Raw genomic sequence first — 20,688 nt, 5'->3', positions numbered from 1 at the left:
AGGCTGACCTCACCGACCCTGGAGGACCCGTGACCGCAGACTCCCCCACCGCCGCCCGCATCAGCGCGCCCCGCCGCGGGCTCGACGGAGCCCTCCTCCGGGCCTGGCGCGCCCAGGACCTGCGGCTGCGGGTGATCGACCGGCAGGAGGTCGCCGCCTCGTTCCTGCGCCTGCAGGTGGACGTCGGCGACCTGCTGCATCGCGAGGACGTGTACCCGACGTACTGGCTGCGGCTGTGGTTCACGCGCCCCGACGGGAAGGGCCACCAGCGGGCCTACACCCTTGTGGACCCCGATCCGGGATCCGGCACGGCCTGGATCGAGTTCTACCTCCACCCCGGCATCGCCTCGGACTGGGCCCGCGCGGCCCGACCGGGCGACGAGATCGATGCCAGCATCCTCAACGGGCGCAGCCCCGTCGCCTCCGACCCGCCGCACCTGCTCCTGATCGGCGACGGCGCCTCCGTGCCCGCCATCGCGGACACCCTGCGCCGGGCCCCGGGCATCCCGGCCACGGTCCTGCTGGAGCGGGGCCGCCCCGACGACGAGGAGGTCCTGCCGCTGCCGCGGCGCGAGGGGGCGAGCATCGCCTGGTTCGACCGCGACGGGAGCATCGAGGCAGCGGCGCTCGCGGCGGCGGCATCGGCCCCGGCGGGCACCGTCTGCGTGGTGGCGCTCGAGGCCGCCGGGACCCGCGCCGTCGGCCGGGCCCTGCGCACCCGGGCCCGGATCCCGAAGGAGCACCTGCACGCCCTGGCGTACTGGCGCCACAGCTGAGACGCCCCGCCGGTGGCCGGCGGGCCGCCCTCGAACGAAAACCGTACTACGGTGGGTTTTATCGGCGAAAGCACCTCCGCACCGTCCCGGGCGGAGCTACCCTGGCCGAGCCCGGCCGCATCGGCGGCCGATCCGTCCCGTCCCGGAGGAGTCCGCATGAGCCCCAGCCCCGTCCCCGCCCTGCTCATCGCCGAGGACGGCACCGCCTTCCGCGACCTGGACCACGACGGGGTGATGGCGCCGTTCGAGGACCCGCGACGCAGCGCCGACGAGCGCGCCGAGGACCTCACCGCCCGCCTCACGCTGGAGGAGAAGGCCGGGCTGCTCTTCCACACCATCATCGAGACCTCCCCCGACGGCGAGGTCGTCGAGGGCACCGGCCGCGCCCGCTCCATGAGCACCCGGGGCATGGTCCTGGACCAGGGCATCACGCACGTGAACGTCCACGCCCTCCCGCCCGGCGCCCGGCTCGCGGCCCGCTGGGCCAACCGCGTGCAGGAGCTCGCGGCCGAGGGACCGCACTCGATCCCCGTCACCATCAGCACCGACCCGCGCCACTCCTCGATCGAGAACGAGGGGGCGGCCTTCGCGGCGGGCGCCATGTCCGCCTGGCCGGAGCCGCTGGGCCTGGGCGCGCTCGGCGATCCCGAGATCGTGCGGGAGTTCGCCGATGCCGCGCGCCGCGAGTACCGGGCCGTGGGGATCCGTGCGGCGCTGCACCCGCAGATCGACCTGGCCACCGAGCCGCGCTGGGGTCGCCAGTTCCACACCTTCGGGCCCGATGCGCAGCGCGTCAGCCGCATGGCCGAGGCCTACCTCGACGGCTTCCAGATCACCGGCGACCTGGGCCCGGACTCGGTGGCCTGCATGGCCAAGCACTTCCCCGGCGGCGGCCCGCAGAAGGACGGCGAGGACCCCCACTTCCCCTACGGCCGCGAGCAGGTCTACCCCGGGGGCCGCTTCGAGGAGCACCTCGAGCCCTTCCGCGCCGCGATCGCCCGCGGGGTCAGCGCGCTCATGCCCTACTACGGCATGCCGGTGGGCCTCGAGCGCGGCGGCGAGTCCATCGAGGAGGTGGGCTTCGGCTTCAACCGCCAGGTCCTCACCGGCATCCTGCGCGAGGAGCTCGGCTACGACGGCGTCATCTGCACCGACTGGGGCCTGCTCACCGACACCGTGGTGATGGGCCTGCCGCTGCCGGCCCGCGCCTGGGGCGTCGAGCACCTGGATCTGGCCGGCCGGATGATCAGAGCCCTCGAGGCGGGCGTGGACCAGTTCGGCGGGGAGCAGTGCCCGGAAGTCCTGGTCGCGCTGGTGCGCGAGGGCCGGCTGGAGGAGGCGCGGATCGACGCCTCCGTGCGCCGCCTGCTGCGGGTCAAGTTCCAGCTGGGACTGTTCGAGAACCCCTTCGTGGACGAGGACGCCGCCGAGGAGATCGTCGGCGCCGCCGAGCTCGTCGCCGCGGGCCGCCGCGCCCAGGCCGCCTCGACGACGATCCTCGTGGACGGCCGCCGCGGCGCGTCCGGCCCGGCCGGGGCGGAGCCCGGTCCGGACCCGGATCCCGGTCCGGACGCGGAGCCCGGTCCGGACGCGGAGCCCGTGCCGGCGCACCCGTCCCTGCACCTGCCCCTGACCGGCACCGACCGGAAGGTCTTCGCCTGGGGGCTCGGCGAGGCGGCCGCCGCGCGGCTGGGCACCGTGGTGGCGACGCCGGAGGAGGCCGATGTCGCGATCGTGCGGCTCGAGGAGCCCTTCGAGCCGCGCGCGGACCTCTTCCTCGAGCCGTTCTTCCACCAGGGCAGCCTCGAGTACCGGCCGGGGCTGCTCGCCCGGCTGCGCCTGATCGCCGAGCAGGCGCCCCTGCTCGTCGACGCGACCCTGCTGCGCCCGGCGATCCTCGCCCCGCTCACCGAGATCGCGACGGTGCTCGTGGCCAGCTACGGCAGCAGCGACGAGGCGCTGGTGGACGCGCTCACCGGGGCGGTCCCGCCGCGCGGCCGGCTGCCCTTCGAGATCCCGTCCTCGATGGAGGCCGTGCGCGCCTCCCTCACCGACGTGCCCGGCGGCACGGCGGCCCCGACCTTCCCGGCCGGGCACTCCGCCGCGTCCTGACCGGCGCGTCGCGCCCCTGCTCGAACGGGGCCCCTCCCGCGTACGATGAGAAAACGCATTCCATCGCAGGAGGAGCCCCCATGATCCGCCCAGGCCTGTGCTCGGTCACCTTCCGGGACCTCGATCCCGCGACCGTGGTGCGCCGCGCCGCCGCGGCCGGCCTCGCATGCATCGAATGGGGTGGGGACGTGCATGTCCCCGCCGGCGACGTCCTCGCCGCGCGCCGGGCGCTGCAGCTCACGCGCGAGGCAGGGCTCGAGGTCGCCTCGTACGGCTCCTACCTGCGGTTCGTCGGCTCGGACGCCGAGGTCGCCGCGCAGGCGGAGGCCGTGCTGCGCTCGGCCGAGGCGCTCGGCGCCCCCCGGGTGCGGGTCTGGGCCGGCGACGCCGGCTCCGCGGAGACATCGGCCGCGGATCGCGCCCGGATCGTCGAGCGCATCCGCACCACCGCCGACGCCGCCGCCTCCCGGGGCATCGACCTGGGCCTCGAGTTCCACGGCGGCACGCTCACCGACGAGATCGGCTCCACGCTGAGCCTCCTCACGGAGATCGGCCACGAGGCCGTGTGGACCTACTGGCAGCCGCATCAGGACATGCCCGACGAGGCGGCCCTGGAGACCCTGCTGCGCGTGCGCGACCAGGTCAGCACGATCCACGTCTTCTCCTGGTGGCCCGGCTCGGAGCGCCTCCCCCTCGAGGCGCGGGCCGGGCTGTGGACGCAGGCGCTGGCGATGGTCGAGGCCAGCGGGCGCGACCACGACGCCCTGCTCGAGTTCGTCCCGGGCGACGATCCCGCCCTGCTGGCGCAGGAGGCCGAGACCCTGCGCACCTGGCTGGGGCGCTGAGCCGCACTCCGGGCCTCGGGACCCCGGTCGTCCGACATCACCGGATGCCGCTCGCCCACCGGCGGGCGGACGTATGCTGATCCCTCTGGACACCGCTTGCCGACAGACCGGGAGAACACCATGCCGGCCGTACGCCTCTCCGACGTCGCCCAGCACGCGGGCGTGTCCCTCGCGACCGCCTCCCGCGTGCTCAACGGCTCCGCGCGCACGCCGGGCAAGGAGGTCGCCGAGAAGGTCCGCGCCTCCGCCGACGAGCTGGGCTACGTCACCAACGCCCAGGCGCAGGCGCTCGCCCGCTCGCGGTCGGGGCTGATCGGCCTGGTGGTCCACGACATCGCCGACCCGTACTTCGCCGCCCTCGCGCGCGCCATCCAGCAGCGGGTCTTCGCCTCCGACAGCCAGGTGCTGCTCACCCAGACCGACCGCGACCCGGACACCGAGATTCGCGCCATCCGCTCGCTCATCGCCCAGCGCGTGGACGCCCTGGTCCTCATCGGCTCCCACCGCTACGGCGCGGCCTCGGACTCCTCGATCCTCCAGCTGCTGCAGGGCTTCGACTCCCACGGCGGGCTCGTGGTGTGCGTCGGGCAGGCGCCCGGCGTGGGGCGCACCATCGTCACCGAGGACGCGGCGACGGCCCACGAGCTGGCCACCGCCCTGGTCGTCGCCGGGCACCGCCGCTTCGCCGTGCCGCAGGGCATCACCGGCATCCCCACCGCCGCGCACCGCACCGGCGGCTTCCTCGCCGGCCTCGCCGAGGCCGGCATCGAGGTCGAGCTGTACGGCACGGCGGGCCTGGACCGCGCGGGCGGGCACGCCTTCGCCGCCCAGGTCGCCGACCACCTCGACTCCCTGGGGCCCGATGCCGGCGACGGCCTGCCCCTGTGCGTGTTCGCCCCGGCCGACGTCATGGCCCTGGGCGTGCTCGGCGAGCTGCGTCGCCGCGGCGTGGACATCCCCGGCCAGGTCGCCGTCGCCGGCTTCGGCGGCGTGCCCGCGGCCAACGACTCCTACCCGGTGCTCACCACCGTCGCCCTCCCCCTCGAGGAGATGGCCGAGCAGGTCAGCGCCTGGATCCTCCCGCACCGCCCCGCCCCCGCCGGCGCGGCGGACGCCGGGCCGGACGACGCGGGCGAGGACGCGGAGGCGGGCGCGGCCGATGCCGCCGGCGGGCCGGCCGGGAACGCCGAGGTCATGGACCTGCGCATGCGCGGCGACGTCCTGCTGCGCGACTCGACCGCGCTCTGACCCGCGCCTCCCCGGGGCTCGGGGCGCACGGACGTCTGCGCGCACCCGCCCGCCCCCGGTGATATCCGGCTGCTGAGCGCTTCCCGGCCGATCCGGCCCACAGACGCCGGATCCGAGAGCCGAGCAGCGAGCGGCGGGTCGCGGATGACCTCGACAGGTGTATCACCATCGTGATACACAGTGTGTCACCGTCGCGACACACTCGGAGGTCGTCGTGTCCACCTTGCTCCTCGTCTCCGTGACCGCCGCTGCCAGACCGGCCCTGGTGGGACTGGCCCTCGCCGTCGTCCTCGTGCTCGTCCCGAGGACCCGATGGCCGGTGATGGCGATCCGCCCCCGGATCCGGCGATGGATCGTTGCCGGAGCGGGTCTCGCCCTCCTCGTCACCCTGGCCGGGGCATCGCTCCCGCTGCTCCCGCTGCTCGGCATCGACCTGCCGGAGCCCCTGGGGTTCTCGGATGCGGCGGCCGCCCAGCGGGTGGGAATCCTCGTCCCCCTGGTCGCCGGAGTCCTCGCCGTCGCCGTGATCGCTCTGCCCGCCGGCGGCAGCGGATCGACCAGCGGCGGGAGCGCGGCGCTCTCACGTCGCACGCCGACCGCGTTCGTCGCCCACCCCTGGCCGGCGGTCGTGCTCGTGCTCGTCGCGGCCGCCGCCGGACTCGCCGTCGCGGCCGGGCTCGCATCGTCCCAGGACGAGCAGGGACGCTGGGCGATGTATGTGGTCGACATGGGATCGGCCGCGATCGGCACCACCATCTACGGCTGGTATGCCTCGGTGCCGGCGCTCATCCTCATCGCCGTGCTGATCGCTCTCGCCGCGGCGGCGATCTGGCGGATCTCCCGACCGCCCTGGGGATCGGATCCGGTCCGCGATGCGTCCGCACGACGCCAGCGCAGCCACACCGTCCTCGCCGTCGCCGCCGGCGCCCTGCTCCTCCATCTCTCGAAGGTCCTGGCCTCGCTCTCCGGGACCGCGGCGATCCGCGGCACCGCCCACAGCGGCGATCAGTTCTTCCGGGGCGGAGCGTCCTTCAGCGCGTTCGAGGAGCCGCTGGGGGTGCTGAGCACGGGTGCCGCCGTCTCCGGATGGGCACTCTGGGGGATCGTCCTGCTGGCCTGCCTGGTGTCTCCGCGGCTCGAGGCACGGGGGCGCGCCACGGGTGCCGCATGACCCCGCGCATCACGCTGGGCGGAGGCTCCTCCCCGGTCTCCCAGATCCACGACCAGATCAGCGGTCTGATCGGGAGCGGCCAGCTGGCGCCGGGCGAGCCGCTCCCGTCGGTGCGCCAGCTCGCCAAGGACCTCGCGGTCGCGCCGGGCACGGTCGCCAAGGCCTACCGTTCCCTCGAGCAGGAAGGCCTGCTGACCACGAGGATCGGCGGCGGGACCCGGGTGAGCGAGGATGCCGGCAGCACATCGGCCGCCGTGCTGCAGAGCGCGCAGGCCCTGGCCCGGACCGCCACCGACGAGGGGCTCAGCATCGAGGAGGCGACGCGCATCCTGCGTGCGGTCTGGCCGGACCGGGATCCTCGCAGCGGCCCGGACCGCAGCCGCTACGAGCCGCCCGAGATCCGGCCGCCCTCGCGTGCTCGCAACCCCGGGTCCGGGCCGTGACGGATCACAGGTGCGGGGCGACGAGCTCCTCGTAGCGGGTGCGGATGGTGCGCACCGCGACGTGGACCGGATCGGCCCAGACGTCCTCGTTGAAGATCTCGACCTCGACGTCCCCGGTGTACCCGGTGGCGGCGACCATGCGGGTGATGGCCGGGAAGTCGATGTAGCCGTCACCCATGTATCCGCGGGAGAACAGCGGCTCCGCCGCGAGAGGCAGGTTCCAGTCGCAGACCTGGTAGGCGAACAGCCGCCCCGTGCTCGCGGCCCGCTCGATGGCGCGGGGCAGGTACGGGTCCCACCACACGTGGTAGGTGTCCACGACGACCCCGGCGGCCGGGCTGCCGGAGGCCTCGGCGATGTCCAGCGCCTGGTCGATGGTGGAGACCACCGCGCGGTCGGCGGCGAACATCGGGTGCAGGGGCTCGAGGGACAGGGTCACCCCGGCCTGCTCGGCGTGCGGGGCGATCGCGGCGACGCCCTCGGCGACCCGCTCGCGGGCGCCGGCGATGTCCTTGTCGGCGCGGTCGACGCCTCCGGCCACCAGCACGAGGGTCGGGGCGCCGAGCGCCGCGGCCTCGTCGATGGCCCGGCGGTTGTCGTCCAGGGCGGCGGTGCGGTCCGCATCGGCCGAGGCCGTGAGGAAGCCGCCGCGGCACAGGGAGCTGACCCGCAGGCCCAGCTCGTCGGTGCGGCGCCGCAGCGCCTGCGTGCCGAGCTTCTCGACGTCCTCGCGCCACAGGCCCACGGACTCGACGCCGCCGGCGACGGCGCTGCGCAGGAACTCCTCGACGGGCGTGGTGCGGCAGGTCCAGCGGTTGATCGAGAGGCGCGAGCCGGTCATCGGACGCTCCCCTCGGCCGGGACGTCGTAGCCGTTCCCGCGCAGCAGGGAGTGCCAGCGCTCGGCGGCCAGCGCCGGATCCTCGAGGTTGCCGGTCTGCGCGGCGAGCTCGACGATGCGGGACAGGTGCGGCAGGCTGCGGGCGGCGTGCAGGCCGCCCACCATCTGGTAGGCCTGCTGGTGGCCGTTCAGCCAGGCCAGGAAGGCGACGCCGGCCTTGTAGTGGTAGGTCGGGGCGGAGAACACGTGCACGGCGAGCTTCTCGGCATCGTCCAGGATGCGCCGGCATCCGGCCTCGTCGCCCGCGTCCAGCGCCTGGATGGCGGCCGAGGCCGCCGGCGTGGTCGCCGCGAAGGCGCCCAGCAGCGCGTGGGAGTACCCGCCGTGGGAGCCGGTGATGAGGTGGGAGAAGTGGAAGTCGTCACCGGTGAGCATGAGCACGCCCTCGGGTAGCTGCTCGCGCACGGCGATCTCCGCGGCGTCGTCCAGCAGGCTCATCTTCACGCCGCGGACCTTCGCGGGGTCCCGGCCGATGATCCGCAGCAGGGTCCCGCTGGCCTCGGCGGTGTTGGTCGAGCCGAAGTAGCCCTCGAGGTTCGGGTCGAAGGCGGTGCCCAGCCAGTGCAGCACCACCGGGGCGGTGGCGCTCTCGAGCACCTGGCGGTAGACGTCCTCGTAGTCCTGCGCCGAGCCCGCGGCGCGGGCCAGATGGCGGCTCGCCATGAGCACGGCCGTCGCCCCGGTGGCCTCGGTGGCCGCGAGCTGCTCGCGGTAGGCGGCGACGATCTCGTCCAGGGTCAGCTCGGCCTCGGGCCGATGGTCGGTGGACACCCCGGCGGCGAACAGGTCGCCGACCTGCGCGCCCTCGGGGAACACCGCGGCGATCGCCGGATCGGCGAGGGCCTCGCGGGCGGCCTCGGCGCTGCGGGAGATGAGCTCGCGGGTGGCCGCGGCATCCAGCCCCATGTTGCGCTGGGCGGTGTCCATGGCATCGGCCACGCCGAGCCCCCAGGACCAGACGGTGCGGCGGAAGGCGAGGGTCGCGTCCCAGTCGATGTCCGCGGGGGCGCCGGGCGTGTTGTCGGCGTGGACCTTCGGGGCCACGTGCGCGGCGGCGTAGACCACCCGGGAGCGCAGCGGGGCGGTGGGCTTGGAGAAGGCGGCGGCCTCCCCCATCGGCACCCGGCGGAGGGTCCCGTCCTCGTCGAGAAGCGTCAGCTCCATGGCGCTCAGCCCTCCAGCACGTCGAGCTCGATGCGGCGGCCCTCGGCGGCGCTCTTCAGGCCGATCTCGGCCAGGCGCACGCCGCGGGCTCCCGCGAGCAGGTCGAAGGGGTAGGGGCGGCCCTCGACGTAGTGGCGCAGGAAGTCCTCCCACTGGACCTTGAAGCCGTTGTCGAAGACCTCGTTGTCGGGGACCTCGATCCAGTCGCCGCGGTAGTCGTGGCCGTCGCGGACGTCGGGGTTCCACACCGGCTTGGGGGTGGCCTCGCGCGGCTGGATGCGGGCGCCGTGCAGGCCCACGACCGCGGAGCCCTTGGTGCCGTCGACCTGGAACTCGACGAGCTCGTCGCGGTGCACGCGCACGTCCCAGCTCGAGTTCATCTGCACGACGGTGCCGTTCTCGAGGCGGAAGATGCCGTAGGCGGCGTCGTCCGCGGTGGCGGCGTACTCCCGGCCCTGCTCGTCCCAGCGGGTGCCGATGTGGGTCGCGGTCTGCGCGTAGACGTCCACGATGCGCCCGAAGAGGTCCTCGATGACGTAGTTCCAGTGCGGGAACATGTCCGCGACGATGCCGCCGCCGTCCTCGGAGCGGTAGTTCCAGGAGGGGCGCTGGGCGGCCTGCCAGTCCCCCTCGTACACCCAGTACCCGAACTCGCCGCGCACCGAGAGGATCTCGCCGAAGAAGCCGGAATCGATCAGGCGGCGCAGCTTGAGCAGGCCCGGGAGGTAGAGCTTGTCGTGGACGACGCCGCTGACGGTTCCGGCGTCCTTGGCCAGCCGCGCCAGCTCGAGGGCGTCCTCGAAGGTCTCGGCGGTGGGCTTCTCGGTGTAGATCGCCTTACCCGCGGCGATGGCCTTCTTGAGGTTGTCCAGGCGCAGGTTCGTCACCAGCGCGTCGAAGTAGACCTCGTAGTCGTCCTGCTCGAGGGCCGCGTCGACGTCGGTGGTCCAGTTCTCCAGGCCGTGGCGCTCGGCGATGGTGCGCAGCTTCTCCTCGTTGCGCCCCACCAGCAGCAGGTCCGGCATGAGGGTGTCGCCGTCGGCGAGCTGCACGCCGCCCTGGTCGCGGATCGCCAGCAGGGAGCGCACCAGGTGCTGGCGGTAGCCCATCCGCCCCGATGCTCCGTTGACGATGATGCCGATGCGACGCTGTGCCATTGATTCTCTCCTCGCTGCGGTCCCCGGGGGATCCCTGTGCTGTTCGTGGGCGGTCCTTCGCGGCCTCCGTTGGCCGCGGCGGTAACCGCTTTCCGTCGATAGTACAGCACACGCAGGACCCGGGAGGCAAGGTCGACGTCCCGCGAGGCCGAGATCTCGTCGCACGGTGGGCGAGGATGGACGGCATGGGATCGCGCAGCCAGGACGCATCGACGAGCCGCGCCCGGCCGAGCCTGGTGCCGGCGGCGATCTGCTGGATCGCGGCGGCCACCGTCTACCTGGTCGCGGAGGCCGTCACGGCGGCCGGCTTCGCCGGCTACTCGTACGCGGCGAACTTCATCAGCGACCTCGGCGTCCCGGACGTCGGCGTCATGCAGGGCCGCCCCATCGACTCCCCGCGCTCGGCGGTGATGAACGCCGGGTTCATCGCCCACGGGATCCTTGCCGCAGCGGGAGCGGCGGCGGCCGTCCGCGCACGCCCCGGCATGCTCGGCCGCGGCTTCCTGGTCCTGGCCGTCCTCCACCTGCTCGGCATCACGGCCGTCGCCCTCGTCCCGGGCGGCCCGCACACCATGGAGCACGGACTCGGGGCGGTCCACACCGTCGGCGCCGGTGCCGCGATCTGCGGCGGCAACCTGGCGACCGTGCTCGCCGCGCTCCGCCTGCGCCGGAGCGCGGCCCCCCGAGCGCCGGTCCTCGTCGGCGCCGGGCTCGGGGTGCTCGGACTGCTGAGCGCAGCCGCCCTCGTCCTCCACATGACCACGGACCTGATCCCCGCGGCGCCGGCCGGCGCCTGGGAGAGGGCGGCGGTCTACCCGATCCAGGCGGCAGAGCTCCTGGCCGCGGCCGTGATCCTGTCGCGATCCCGCCGCGCGGGACATCTCGGCTGATCGCCGCCACCGCCTTCCCCCGCGACGCCGGATCGGCTACCGTGAAGCCACCCCACTTCTTTCAAGGGGTGCAATAAGGGTGGCGAGAAGCAGGGTGCGGCATCCGCCGGCCCGTTCCGCCCTTCCGGTCCCAGCTCGACTCGACGAGGAGTCCCCTGTGCACGACGCGAACCCCCGCACGTCCCCTCTCCCCCGGCGCCGATCCGTCCTGACCGGCGCGATCGCCGCCGCGCCGATGCTCGCCCTCGGCACGGCGAGCGCCCGCGCCGCCGGTCCGGCCCCCGCCGCACCGGTCCCCGCCGCGCCGGTCCCCGCCGAGGGCGCCGCGCCCGGCGCCTTCACCCCGGGACAGCCCTGGCTCGACACCTCCGGCGCCGTCATCCAGGCCCACGGGGGCCAGGTCCTCGTGCACGAGGACGAGCAGGGCCCCGTGTACTACTGGTACGGCGAGGACCGCAGCAACGGTTACCACGCCAGCCCGGGAGTGCACGTGTACTCCTCCCGCGACCTGTACTCCTGGACGGACGAGGGGCTGGCGCTGCGCTCCCTGGTCGACGCCGAGCAGCTGGAGACGGACCCCTACTTCACGGCGCTGTACGGCGACTACTCCGACGAGCAGAAGGCCGCGGTGATCCGCGACCTCGTGACCGTCAAGGCCGAGGGCAGCGACGTGAACCCCGCGATCCTCGAGCGCCCCAAGGTGATCCCGAACGCCGCCGAGGGCACCTGGGTGATGTGGGTGCACGCCGACGGCCCCTCGGAGACCTCCAACGCCCAGTACGCGAAGGCCAATGCCGGGGTGGCCGTCTCCGACTCGCCCTTCGGCCCCTTCCGGTGGATCGACAGCTACCGCCTGCACGTGGCGCCCGAGGGCGAGCCCAACCATCAGCCGAACAGCCCCGGGATGGCCCGGGACATGAACCTGTTCCTCGACGACGACGGCACCGCGTACATCATCTACTCGAGCGAGGAGAACTACTCCCTGTTCATCTCGAAGCTCGACCCCTCGTTCACGGCTCTCGCGACCCCTCCGGAGAGCGCCGTCAAGGGCGTCGACTTCACCCGCCCGTACATCGGCGCGCACCGCGAGGCGCCGGCCCTGTTCAAGAGGGCCGGGACGTACTACCTGATCACCTCCGGGGCGACCGGCTGGAGCCCGAACCCGGCGCAGTACGCGACGGCCACGGACATCCTCGGCGAATGGACCGACCACGGGAACCCGGTGGTCGGCGACGGCGCGAGCACCACCCACGGCTCGCAGTCCACCTGCGTGATCCCGGTGGACCCCGAGCACGGCACCTACATCTACATGGGCGACCGCTGGACCCCCTCGGACCTCGCGAACGCGCCGTACGTGTGGCTGCCGCTGCGCTTCGGCGAGGGCACCTCCATGACGCTGCCGTGGGAGGACTCCTGGCGCTGGGAGGACCAGCCCTACCAGCCGCACTTCGAGGTGGACGCGACCCTGCCGGCGTCGGTGCGCCCGGGCGAGCTGAACAAGCTGCCGCGCTCGGTCACCCTCCGTCTCGAGGGGTCCACCTCCACCCGGCGCGTGACCTGGGAGGGCGCGCTGGACCGCCCGGGCATCACCGAGGTGGTCGGGACGCTCTCCGGCGCCGAGGGCCTGACCTTCCGCCGGGACGTGCTCGTCGCGCCCAAGAACCTGGTCTACATCGTCAACGCCGGCGGGGCGGAGACCAGCGACTACCTGGCCCTGCGCGAGGCGGCGAAGGCCGGACGGCTGCAGAACTCCGTGGCCGACCAGCCCTACGGGGCCGACCCGCTGACCGGGAACGTCTGGGGCTACCAGGGGCGGTCGAAGCCCGCCGGGTCCTCGTACGACTCCCTGGACCTCACGCTGCGGTACGCGACCGACCACGATGACCTGACCTACCGCTTCGCCAACCTCGCCGCGGGCCGGTACACGGTGCACGTCGGCTACTACGACCCGTGGCCGTGGGCGAACCGCGCGGCCGAGGTGCGCGTGAACGGGGACGTGGTCTCGGCGCAGCAGCTGTTCACCGGGGTCCCCGAGGCGGCGGCCTACCGAGGCGTCGCCGTCGGCGCGGCCGGGGAGATCGCCCTGACCCTGCATCCGACCCGCTCCCCCGACATCCAGGTCAGCTGGGTGGCGATCGAGGCGGAGTGAGCGACGGCCCCGGCGGTCGGGCCCTCCGGGGAGGGGCCGACCGCTGGGGCCGACCGCCGGGGCCGATGCCGCGCAGGTCAGACCGGCGTGATGTCGCCGCGGTACATGCCGAGGATGACGAAGTTGTCCGCGTACGGCGCGTTCGCCAGCAGCGGGTCGCCCTCCTTCGGGAAGCCCGTCACCCGCTCCCCCTCGAGCGCGGGGTTGTTCCCGTAGCGCTCGAAGATCGGGATGATCGGCAGCAGCTCGTTGAAGGCGAGCGCCGCGACGCTCACGTTCTTCTTCTGCTCCTCGACGTCCAGGCCCTGGCCCGCGACGGCGACGATCTGCTCGAGGTCGACGGTCCCGGCGGAGGTCTTCACGTTCTGCAGCGGGAAGCCGTAGCCCTTGCCGCCCTGGTTCTTCGCGATCGGGATGTTGTGGGTGAACAGGTCCGTCACGAAGGAGAAGTGCGGGTGCGGGTGCGCGGAGGAGCCCCACGCCTGGATCGCCATCTGGAAGTCGCCCTTGTCGATGTCGATGGGCGCCTGCTTGTCGTCCAGGCCGCGGGCGGTGACCTGGATGCCGAAGGCCGTGAGCTGCTCGGCGACGTTCTTGCCGGAGGCCGACCAGTCCGCATAGGTCTGCGGGAACTGGATCTCGTAGCTGGCGGCGGAGCCGTCGGGCTTCTTCCAGCTGCTGCCGTCGGTGGTCCAGCCGGCCTCCTCCAGCAGGGACTTCGCCTTCTCGAGGTCCAGCGGGTAGGTGTTCAGCTTGCCCTTGACGTCATCGGTGAGCCACTCGTCGACCTGGTTGTCGGAGAAGCCGACCATGTTCTCCACGGCCTTGCCGGACTGCCCCAGGGAGATCTGGCCGTTGGTGGCGCGGTCGATGACATGGGCGAGGGCCTGGCGCACGCGGACGTCCGCGAACTCGGGCAGGGAGTCCTGGTTCAGGTACAGCGCCGGGCCCGAGTAGACCGGAGGGCGCAGGATCGTGTACCCGGCCTGCTCGAAGGGGGCCTCCGAGGCGGGGGCGAAGCCGTGGCTGGCGTAGTCGATGTCCGTGGACTGCACCAGCGGCGTGATCTCCGTGGTCTCGCCGTTGTAGACGACGACCTGGTCGAAGGTCACCGTGTCGGCGCCGTAGCCGCTCTCGTTGCGCACCAGGGTCAGCTGCGTGTTGGAGATGGAGTCGTAGTCGAAGTCGTAGGGCCCGGAGACGATGAGGTTCTCCGGCTTGAAGGTCTGGAACTCGGTGCTGAGCGCCGGGCCGTCGCCGTCGTCCATGGTCCCGCCCGCGTCCACGATGGCCTTGGCGCGGTCGGCCCACTCCCCGTACTGGGCAGTGGAGAGGATGTTGCTCTTGAGGATGTAGCGCTCCAGCACGGCCGGCGGGTTCTCGAAGCTGATCACGACGGTCTGCTCGTCGGGGGCCTCGACGCCGGTGATGAAGTTCCAGCTGGTGGCGCGCTGAACGAACTGCATGTACAGCGTGGTCAGCACGTCGCCGCTGGTCAGCGGGCTCCCGTCGCTCCACGTGAGGCCCTCCTTGAGGGTCACGGTGAAGGTGCCCGCCGCCTCGTCCAGGCTGTGGGACTCGGCGAGCAGGTACTCCCAGCTCTTCTCCTCCCACAGCCACATGGCCAGCGGCGGGACCAGCAGGTCCCGGTAGAAGCCGTCGCCCATGATGACGGTGGGGACGCCCGCGTAGGGCAGCCCGGCGAAGTTGAAGTGGCCCTCGGGGGCGGGCTTGAAGGGCCATGCCCCGTGGAAGGCGCTCGCGCCGCCCTCTCCGCCGCCGCCCCCGCCGCCGCCGGAGGTGTCGGCCGGGCTGCACGCCACGAGGGCGGTGCCCGCCCCCGCCGTCAGCCCGACGGCCTTGAGAAGGTCTCTCCTGGTCCAGCTCGTGATCATCGTTCCTCCTTGGTGGGGATGACGTCCTGGTCATCCGGGTCTCCGGTCTCCGCCTCCCGCAGGCGACGGACGATTCCGCGGCGCAGCACCGCCGCCGAGGCGACGACGGCGAGGATGCCGAGCGCGAGCGCGATCCAGCTCACGAGACGCTCGGCGGTGCCCCCGTCGGTGAACGGGATCATGAGGGCCGCGCCGACCCCCACGAAGCAGCCCAGCGCGAGCATCGCCCGCGCCGCCATGTCCATCACGGCGAGCCTCCCGCCGTGGCCGGCGCCGCCGGGCCTGCGGCCGATGCGCCCGGACCTGCGGGCGATGCGCCCGGGCCCTCGTCCGATGCTTCGGGAGCGGGGGCCGAGGACCCGGACCCGCCCGCCGCCACCTGGGCGGCGGTCCGGTCGGCCACGACCAGGCAGGAGACGTCGTGGCCCGCCACCCCGGGCGAGGGGGCGAGCGTGGGCGTCTGCGTGCGGCAGCGGTCCTGGGCCAGCGGGCAGCGCGGCTCGAAGGAGCAGCCGGGCGGCAGCGCGGACAGGTCCGGGACCTCGGCGCTGCGCAGTCCGGCGCCGGAGCGCTTGGTCCGGGCGAGGTCCGGGTCGGGCTCCGGCACGGCCTCCAGCAGCGCCTTGGTGTAGGGGTGCTGGGGGTTGTTGATGACCTGCGGGGTGGGCCCCTGCTCGACGATCTTGCCCAGGTACATCACGGCCGTGCGCCCCTGCCAGCCGAAGTACTTCGCCAGCGCCAGGTCGTGGGTGATGTAGATGAACCCGACGTTCTGCTCCAGGCGCAGGCGCGTGAGCATGTTCAGCAGGCCCACCCGGATCGACACGTCCAGCATCGAGGTGGACTCGTCGGCGATGAGCAGCTTGGGCGCCAGCGTGAGGCCGCGGGCGACCGCCACGCGCTGGCGCTGCCCGCCCGAGAGCTGATGGGGGAACTTCGCCGAGTAGCTCTCCGGCGGGGTGAGGTCCACGCGGGTGAGCAGCTCGTCGACGGTGGCGTCGACCTCCGCCCGCCCGGAGGCCATCCCGTGGCGCCGCAGCGGGATCGCGAGGGTGCTGCGGATCGAGCGGATCGGGTTCAGCGAGGCGTACGGGTCCTGGTGGATGTACTGCACGTCGCGGCGGTACTCCTGGCGCTGCTGGCGGGTCATGGCCGCCAGGTCCATCCCGCGGTAGCGGACGGCGCCGTCGGTCGGGGAGGCCAGCCCCGCCGCCAGGCGGGCGGCGGTCGTCTTGCCGCTGCCGGACTCGCCGACCAGGCACAGCACCTCGCCGGCGTTCACGCTGAGGGACACGTCGGAGACGGCGGGGATGTCCTTGCCCTTGACGTGGAACACCTGCGAGGCATGGTCGAGCTCGATGAGGGGCGGCGCCGCCGCATCGGCCCCGGGGGTCGTCTCAGGCACGGGCGATCACCTTCCGTTCGTGGTGGACCTGGTCGTGGTGCAGGCAGGCGGCGGCATGGCCGCGATCCTCGGGACGCGGGACGAGCTCGATCAGCTCGGGCTCGGCGGCGCGGCAGGCATCGGTGGCGAGCTCGCAGCGCGGGGCGAAGGTGCAGCCCTGCGGGAGCGTGGCCAGCGAGGGCGGGGCTCCCGGGATCGAGGCGAGCTCGGGGAGGTCCCCGACCACCGGCGGCACCGCGTTGATGAGCTTCGAGGTGTAGGGGTGCTTGGGGCCGTAGAAGATGTCCGCGGTGGTGCCGGTCTCGATCACCTTCCCGGCGTACATCGTGATCACCCGGTCGGCGAGCTCGGCGGCGAGGGCGAGATCGTGGGAGATGAAGATCATCGCGAAGCGGTGCTCGACGCGCAGCTCCGCGAGCAGGTCGATCACGGTGCGCTGGGTGAGGATGTCCAGCGCGGTGGTGGGCTCGTCCAGCACCAGCAGGCGCGGCCGCAGCAGCAGCGCCATCGCGATCAGGGTGCGCTGCTTCATGCCGCCGGAGAGCTCGTGCGGGTAGCTGCGCAGCACCCGGCGGGGCTCGAGCCGCACCGAGCGCAGCGCCTCCGAGGACCGCTCGAGGATCTCCTTCTTCGAGGGGCGGCGCTCGGAGTGGTCGATGAGGGTGTCGGCCATCTGCGCGCCGATGGTCAGCACGGGGTTGAAGGCGTTCTGCGCGCCCTGGAACACCATGGCGGCCTCGGACCAGCGCCAGCGGCGCAGCTCGCCGGCGCGCATCCGGGTGACGTCGAGCTCCCGGCCGTCCGCGCGGCGGTAGGTGATGGTCCCGCCGGTGATCTCGCCGAGGGTGGGCAGCAGGCGCAGCAGCGCCGAGCCGAGGGTGGTCTTGCCGCAGCCGGACTCCCCCACCAGGGCGAGGGCGGACTCCGGGTACAGGTCGAAGGTGACGCCGCGCAGGGCGCGCACGTTCGTCCCCTTGCCGGTGCGGTAGGCGACCTCGAGGTCCTTCACGGACATGATCGGGGCGTCGGGGGTCGTGGACGGGGTCATCAGCGCTCCCTCAGTCGCGGGTTGAGGATCTCCTCGAGGGTGCGGGTCAGCAGGATCAGACCCAGCTGGAGGAGCACGATCATCACCACGGGGGCGACGATGTACGGCATCGCGTCGGGATTGAACATGGCGCCCTTGGTCCACGCGTCGTTGATCATGATCCCCCAGTTGGTGCCGCGCTGCGGGGCCAGCCCGAGCAGGTACAGGCCCACCATCGCGTAGATGGCGTTGGTGACGGCGATGATGAAGTTGATGAGGATGTAGCTGGCCATGTTGGGGACGATCTCGCCGAAGACGATGCGGAACCAGCCCACGTCCAGCAGCTGCGCCGCCTCGACGAACTCGCGCTCCTTGAGGGAGAGCACCTGGGCGCGGATCGAGCGCATGAGCACCGGCCAGGTGAGCACGCCGATGATCACGGCCAGCAGCGCCGGCGAGTCCAGCTTGTAGAAGGCGCCGACCACGGCGAGCAGGACGATCTGCGGGATCGTCATGACGATGTCGGTCAGCTGCAGCAGGGCGGCGTCCAGGCGCCCGCCCACGTAGCCGGCGAGCGCGCCGATCGCCACGGCGATCACGGTGGTGATCGCGGCCGCCAGGAAGCCGACCATGAGCACCGTCCCGCCGCCGATGACCAGCAGGTGGAAGGTGTCCTTGCCGCTGCCCTCCAGGCCCAGCCAGTGCTGGGCGCTGGGGCCCTCCCAGGCCCGGGACGCGTCCCCGGAGACGTCGGTGCCCATGATCAGCGGCCCGATGAGGGAGAAGGCGAGCACGGCCAGCACCAGCAGCAGGCCGATGAAGCCCTCCACGCTCCGGGTCATCTCGCTGACCAGGCGCGCCAGGGGGTTCCGGCCGGTTCGGCGGGCCTTCTTCGAGGGCACGGCGAGCGCGGCGGTGGTGGATCCTTCGAGGCTCATGCGGCACCTCCTGCGCCCAGTCGGATCCGCGGGTCGAGCGCGGCGTTGACGAGATCGGCGGCCAGGTTCGCGAGGACCACGGTGATCGTCACGACCAGCAGCACGCCCTGGATGGTCGGGTAGTCGCGGGTGTTGATCGATTCGAACAGCAGCAGGCCGACGCCCTCGTAGGAGAAGGTCTGCTCCACGAAGATCGCCCCGCCGACGACGAAGCCGGCCTGGGTGGCGATCTGCGCGATGAGCGGCAGCAGGGCGTTGCGTCCCACGTAGTCGGACTGGATGCGCACGTCCTTCAGGCCGCGGGCCTTGGCGACGGTCACGTAGTCCTCACCGAGGACCTGCGTGGTCGAGGACTTCATGATCAGCGCCCAGGTCCCGGCGGTGGTGAGGATGTAGGTGAGCATCGGCAGCGTCGCGTGGTAGCCGATGTCGGACAGGAACCGCAGGCTCAGCTCCGGCTCCAGGCCCGGGGAGATGTTCCCGCGCATCCGGGCGTAGTCGATGACGCCCAGCTGCACCGCGCCGACGACGACGATGAGGATCGCCAGCAGGTAGTTGGGGATCGCGTGGAAGGTCGAGCCGATCACGGTCACGAGGTTGTCGATGATCCCGCCGCGGCGGTAGGCCATGATCATGCCCAGCAGCAGACCGATGCTGATGGAGATGATCAGCGCCAGGCCGACGCTGTACAGCGTCCACGGCAGGTACTGGGCGATCTTCTCGGTGACCGTCACCCCGGGGGTGGTGATCGAGGTGCCGAGGTCCCCGCGCAGCAGACCCAGGAGGTAGCCGCCGTACTGCTCGAAGATCGAGGCGGAGGGATCGAAGCGGAAGTAGACCTGCGCCTCCGCGGCGGCCTGGTCGTACGTCTTCCCGTACAGGGAGATCTGCTGGTTGATGTACACGTCCACGGGGTTGCCCGGCAGCAGGCGCACCAGGAGGAACACTCCGGTGGCCACGACCCAGATGACGAACGCCGACCGCACCAGACGGCGCAGGACGAACGAGTTCGCGATCCGGTGCAGGAGCGAGCCGCGACGCGCGGGGGCGGCGCTGGTCGCCGGGGGCGACGCGTGGGGCGACGAGACGTCGGTCGACATGACCCTCCTTCGTGAGCAACACTGCTCGGAACGTACTCTAAACCGATACACCCGCTCATGTCTGCTCGGTTTGATATCGATTCGAGCACGTTCATGCCGGGTCGTGGACGGCGAGGGCGCCCGGAACACTTCTGTGCGGGGCGCAGGTGTCGGGATCTCGGGGAGATCGCGGGGAACAGGGACGCCGTCGGTCCGGATCAGGCCGATGCGCCTCGCGCCGGTGCGGCGCCCGACGGACCCCGGCGGGGGCCTGTCGAGCCCGACGGGCCCCGGCGGGGGCCTGTCGAGCCCGGCGCGTCGCGGGCGGGAGGTCAGCCGAGCCCGGCGCCCGCCCGACGCCCGCCTGGCGCCCTTCTCCCAGGCCCCGCCGGGGCCCAGGACCGCGGCGGAGCCTTCGGGGCCGGGTGCTCAGGCGGCGGCGGGGTCCGCGGCGCGCACCGCCGCGAGGGCGTCGGGGAGCTCGGCCGCGAGGTCCTGCCAGCGGCACTCGATGGTGACCGGGCCCGTGTAGCCGCCGCGGCGCAGCGCGGCCAGGAACTCCGTCAGCGGCCAGTCGCCCTGCCCGGGCGGCACGCGCCCGGAGTCGGCCACGTGGACATGGCCCACCCGGCCCGCGAGATGCTCGACGTCCGCGAAGGGCTCCGCCTCGAGCTGCACGTGGTAGAGGTCGGCGACGATCTTCACGCCCTCGATCCCGTGCTCGTCGAGGAACGCCGCGGCCTCCGCGATGGTGTGGATCAGGTCCGTCTCCCCCGCGTGCAGCGGCTCGAGGACGATCTCCAGGCCGCGCTCCCGGGCGGCGTCGCGGGCGGCGACGACGACCTCCGCGAAGCGGCGGCGGCCCTCCTCCACCGGCACGTCGGGGCCGATGGTCCGGGCCGCGCCGCTGCCCAGGACGATCCGCGCCCCGGGCTCGGCGACGCCGGCGATCGCGTCCAGGGCGGTGGCGAGGTAGCTGCGGATCCGCGCGATCGGCACCGCGGGATCGGACAGGCGCAGCGATCCGGGCACGAAGACCGCGAAGGACGGCACGCGGTGCGCGGGGTCGACCTGTGCGGCGCGCCAGCCGCCCTCGCCGTCCTCCTCGACGAGCACGCCGACGACGGTCGACTCCAGGTAGTCGGCGCCGGCGGCGAGGGCGACGTCCTGCTGGTCGATGGATGCGATGACTCCGTAGGGCACGGGTGTTCTCCTCCTCGGGATGCGCCGCCCGCGTCCTCGCGCACGGCGGGGACATGCTGGCACGCGCGTGCGCACAGCACCAGGAGTTCCCGCACATTGCCGCTGCGACGCCGCTGCTCGGCACGCCGACCCCGCCCGTCGCCCCACCGGCTCCGCTCCTCGGCATGCCGGCGCCGCCCTACCCGCCCGACGACGCTGCTCAGCCCACCGGCGCGCTGATCGGCGCCCGGTCCGGACACGAACGGCGGCCTGAGGTCCTCGAGCCAGGCGATTGCCTGGCTCGAGG

Annotated in this window: 19 protein-coding genes; 9 read left to right on the top strand and 10 right to left on the bottom strand. The window is 73.0% G+C overall.

Annotation, left to right across the window (positions count from 1 at the left end):
- The first annotated feature begins 29 nt into the window (after positions 1 to 29).
- The 6 genes from ABD234_RS18710 (at position 30) to ABD234_RS18685 (ending at position 6,595) form a co-directional block, all read left to right on the top strand.
- Positions 30 to 776, top strand: a complete 747-nt coding sequence (locus ABD234_RS18710) for a siderophore-interacting protein (RefSeq protein WP_051487072.1) — start codon at positions 30 to 32, stop codon at positions 774 to 776.
- 156 nt (positions 777 to 932) lie between these two features.
- Positions 933 to 2,888 carry a glycoside hydrolase family 3 protein gene (locus ABD234_RS18705; protein ID WP_344359494.1) on the top strand — a complete coding sequence of 652 codons (1,956 nt, stop codon included), beginning with the start codon at positions 933 to 935 and terminating at the stop codon, positions 2,886 to 2,888.
- Positions 2,889 to 2,968: 80 nt separating this feature from the next.
- Positions 2,969 to 3,733, top strand: a complete 765-nt coding sequence (locus ABD234_RS18700; RefSeq protein ID WP_038373956.1) for a sugar phosphate isomerase/epimerase family protein — start codon at positions 2,969 to 2,971, stop codon at positions 3,731 to 3,733.
- Between the two features lie 120 nt (positions 3,734 to 3,853).
- Positions 3,854 to 4,981: a LacI family DNA-binding transcriptional regulator gene (locus tag ABD234_RS18695; RefSeq protein WP_038373955.1), complete on the top strand. Its 1,128-nt coding sequence runs from the start codon at positions 3,854 to 3,856 to the stop codon at positions 4,979 to 4,981.
- A 214-nt stretch (positions 4,982 to 5,195) separates the two neighbouring features.
- Entirely contained in the window at positions 5,196 to 6,152 is a 957-nt protein-coding gene (locus tag ABD234_RS18690; protein WP_344359490.1) for a hypothetical protein, read from the top strand.
- On the top strand, positions 6,149 to 6,595 hold the full coding sequence (locus ABD234_RS18685; RefSeq protein WP_344359487.1) for a GntR family transcriptional regulator: 447 nt from the start codon (positions 6,149 to 6,151) through the stop codon (positions 6,593 to 6,595). The genes ABD234_RS18690 and ABD234_RS18685 overlap by 4 nt, the downstream gene beginning before the upstream one ends.
- A gap of 4 nt (positions 6,596 to 6,599) precedes the next feature.
- Here ABD234_RS18685 and ABD234_RS18680 read toward each other — a convergent pair whose 3' ends face one another.
- From ABD234_RS18680 to ABD234_RS18670, 3 genes are read right to left on the bottom strand one after another with little or no spacing between them, the layout of a single operon-like run.
- Positions 6,600 to 7,436, bottom strand: a complete 837-nt coding sequence (locus ABD234_RS18680; protein WP_344359484.1) for a sugar phosphate isomerase/epimerase family protein — start codon at positions 7,434 to 7,436, stop codon at positions 6,600 to 6,602.
- Positions 7,433 to 8,659 carry a DUF993 family protein gene (locus ABD234_RS18675; protein WP_344359481.1) on the bottom strand — a complete coding sequence of 409 codons (1,227 nt, stop codon included), beginning with the start codon at positions 8,657 to 8,659 and terminating at the stop codon, positions 7,433 to 7,435. The genes ABD234_RS18680 and ABD234_RS18675 overlap by 4 nt, the downstream gene beginning before the upstream one ends.
- 5 nt (positions 8,660 to 8,664) lie before the next feature.
- Positions 8,665 to 9,816, bottom strand: a complete 1,152-nt coding sequence (locus tag ABD234_RS18670; RefSeq protein ID WP_344359478.1) for a Gfo/Idh/MocA family protein — start codon at positions 9,814 to 9,816, stop codon at positions 8,665 to 8,667.
- A gap of 185 nt (positions 9,817 to 10,001) precedes the next feature.
- Between ABD234_RS18670 and ABD234_RS18665 the strand changes: the two genes are divergently transcribed.
- Together ABD234_RS18665 and ABD234_RS18660 are read left to right on the top strand one after the other, a co-directional pair.
- Complete coding sequence (locus ABD234_RS18665; RefSeq protein ID WP_344359475.1) at positions 10,002 to 10,706, top strand: DUF998 domain-containing protein; 705 nt, start codon at positions 10,002 to 10,004, stop codon at positions 10,704 to 10,706.
- Between the two features lie 157 nt (positions 10,707 to 10,863).
- Positions 10,864 to 12,855 (top strand): glycoside hydrolase family 43 protein, encoded by a 1,992-nt coding sequence (locus ABD234_RS18660; RefSeq protein WP_344359471.1) that lies wholly within the window; start codon positions 10,864 to 10,866, stop codon positions 12,853 to 12,855.
- Positions 12,856 to 12,932: 77 nt separating this feature from the next.
- Here the strand turns inward: ABD234_RS18660 and ABD234_RS18655 are convergent, their stop codons facing one another.
- From ABD234_RS18655 to ABD234_RS18625, 7 genes are all read right to left on the bottom strand, one after another.
- Positions 12,933 to 14,750, bottom strand: a complete 1,818-nt coding sequence (locus ABD234_RS18655) for an ABC transporter substrate-binding protein (protein ID WP_038373949.1) — start codon at positions 14,748 to 14,750, stop codon at positions 12,933 to 12,935.
- Positions 14,747 to 14,995 (bottom strand): hypothetical protein, encoded by a 249-nt coding sequence (locus tag ABD234_RS18650; RefSeq protein WP_038373948.1) that lies wholly within the window; start codon positions 14,993 to 14,995, stop codon positions 14,747 to 14,749. The genes ABD234_RS18655 and ABD234_RS18650 overlap by 4 nt, the downstream gene beginning before the upstream one ends.
- The gene (locus ABD234_RS18645; protein ID WP_084148619.1) at positions 14,995 to 16,155 is read right to left on the bottom strand and encodes an ABC transporter ATP-binding protein; all 1,161 of its coding nucleotides are present in this window, start codon (positions 16,153 to 16,155) and stop codon (positions 14,995 to 14,997) included. Before ABD234_RS18645 ends, ABD234_RS18650 begins: the two co-directional genes overlap by 1 nt.
- Positions 16,148 to 17,203, bottom strand: a complete 1,056-nt coding sequence (locus ABD234_RS18640) for an ABC transporter ATP-binding protein (protein ID WP_038373947.1) — start codon at positions 17,201 to 17,203, stop codon at positions 16,148 to 16,150. The genes ABD234_RS18645 and ABD234_RS18640 overlap by 8 nt, the downstream gene beginning before the upstream one ends.
- Positions 17,203 to 18,120, bottom strand: a complete 918-nt coding sequence (locus ABD234_RS18635; RefSeq protein WP_084148618.1) for an ABC transporter permease — start codon at positions 18,118 to 18,120, stop codon at positions 17,203 to 17,205. The genes ABD234_RS18640 and ABD234_RS18635 overlap by 1 nt, the downstream gene beginning before the upstream one ends.
- Positions 18,117 to 19,220, bottom strand: coding sequence for an ABC transporter permease (locus ABD234_RS18630; protein ID WP_038373946.1), 1,104 nt, complete (start codon positions 19,218 to 19,220; stop codon positions 18,117 to 18,119). The genes ABD234_RS18635 and ABD234_RS18630 overlap by 4 nt, the downstream gene beginning before the upstream one ends.
- Positions 19,221 to 19,628: 408 nt before the next feature.
- Positions 19,629 to 20,402, bottom strand: coding sequence for a sugar phosphate isomerase/epimerase family protein (locus ABD234_RS18625; protein ID WP_038373945.1), 774 nt, complete (start codon positions 20,400 to 20,402; stop codon positions 19,629 to 19,631).
- Between the two features lie 53 nt (positions 20,403 to 20,455).
- Here ABD234_RS18625 and ABD234_RS18620 point away from each other — a divergent pair.
- Positions 20,456 to 20,688: hypothetical protein (locus ABD234_RS18620; RefSeq protein ID WP_344359458.1), on the top strand; the 233-nt coding region annotated here is incomplete at its 3' end.

This window comes from Brachybacterium phenoliresistens (assembly GCF_039530785.1).
GTDB classification, from domain to species: domain Bacteria; phylum Actinomycetota; class Actinomycetes; order Actinomycetales; family Dermabacteraceae; genus Brachybacterium; species Brachybacterium phenoliresistens.
Note: the sequence above shows the minus strand (reverse complement) of the source record. Positions and strands in the feature narration are given on the sequence as shown.

Coding starts and splice junctions, on each gene's coding strand:
- ABD234_RS18640 (WP_038373947.1), bottom strand. CDS start 17,203: ATGACCCCGTCCACGACCCCCGACGCCCCGATCATGTCCGTGAAGGAC.
- ABD234_RS18705 (WP_344359494.1), top strand. CDS start 933: ATGAGCCCCAGCCCCGTCCCCGCCCTGCTCATCGCCGAGGACGGCACC.
- ABD234_RS18665 (WP_344359475.1), top strand. CDS start 10,002: ATGGGATCGCGCAGCCAGGACGCATCGACGAGCCGCGCCCGGCCGAGC.
- ABD234_RS18670 (WP_344359478.1), bottom strand. CDS start 9,816: ATGGCACAGCGTCGCATCGGCATCATCGTCAACGGAGCATCGGGGCGG.
- ABD234_RS18685 (WP_344359487.1), top strand. CDS start 6,149: ATGACCCCGCGCATCACGCTGGGCGGAGGCTCCTCCCCGGTCTCCCAG.
- ABD234_RS18630 (WP_038373946.1), bottom strand. CDS start 19,220: ATGTCGACCGACGTCTCGTCGCCCCACGCGTCGCCCCCGGCGACCAGC.
- ABD234_RS18650 (WP_038373948.1), bottom strand. CDS start 14,995: ATGGACATGGCGGCGCGGGCGATGCTCGCGCTGGGCTGCTTCGTGGGG.
- ABD234_RS18635 (WP_084148618.1), bottom strand. CDS start 18,120: ATGAGCCTCGAAGGATCCACCACCGCCGCGCTCGCCGTGCCCTCGAAG.
- ABD234_RS18695 (WP_038373955.1), top strand. CDS start 3,854: ATGCCGGCCGTACGCCTCTCCGACGTCGCCCAGCACGCGGGCGTGTCC.
- ABD234_RS18700 (WP_038373956.1), top strand. CDS start 2,969: ATGATCCGCCCAGGCCTGTGCTCGGTCACCTTCCGGGACCTCGATCCC.
- ABD234_RS18655 (WP_038373949.1), bottom strand. CDS start 14,750: ATGATCACGAGCTGGACCAGGAGAGACCTTCTCAAGGCCGTCGGGCTG.
- ABD234_RS18680 (WP_344359484.1), bottom strand. CDS start 7,436: ATGACCGGCTCGCGCCTCTCGATCAACCGCTGGACCTGCCGCACCACG.
- ABD234_RS18675 (WP_344359481.1), bottom strand. CDS start 8,659: ATGGAGCTGACGCTTCTCGACGAGGACGGGACCCTCCGCCGGGTGCCG.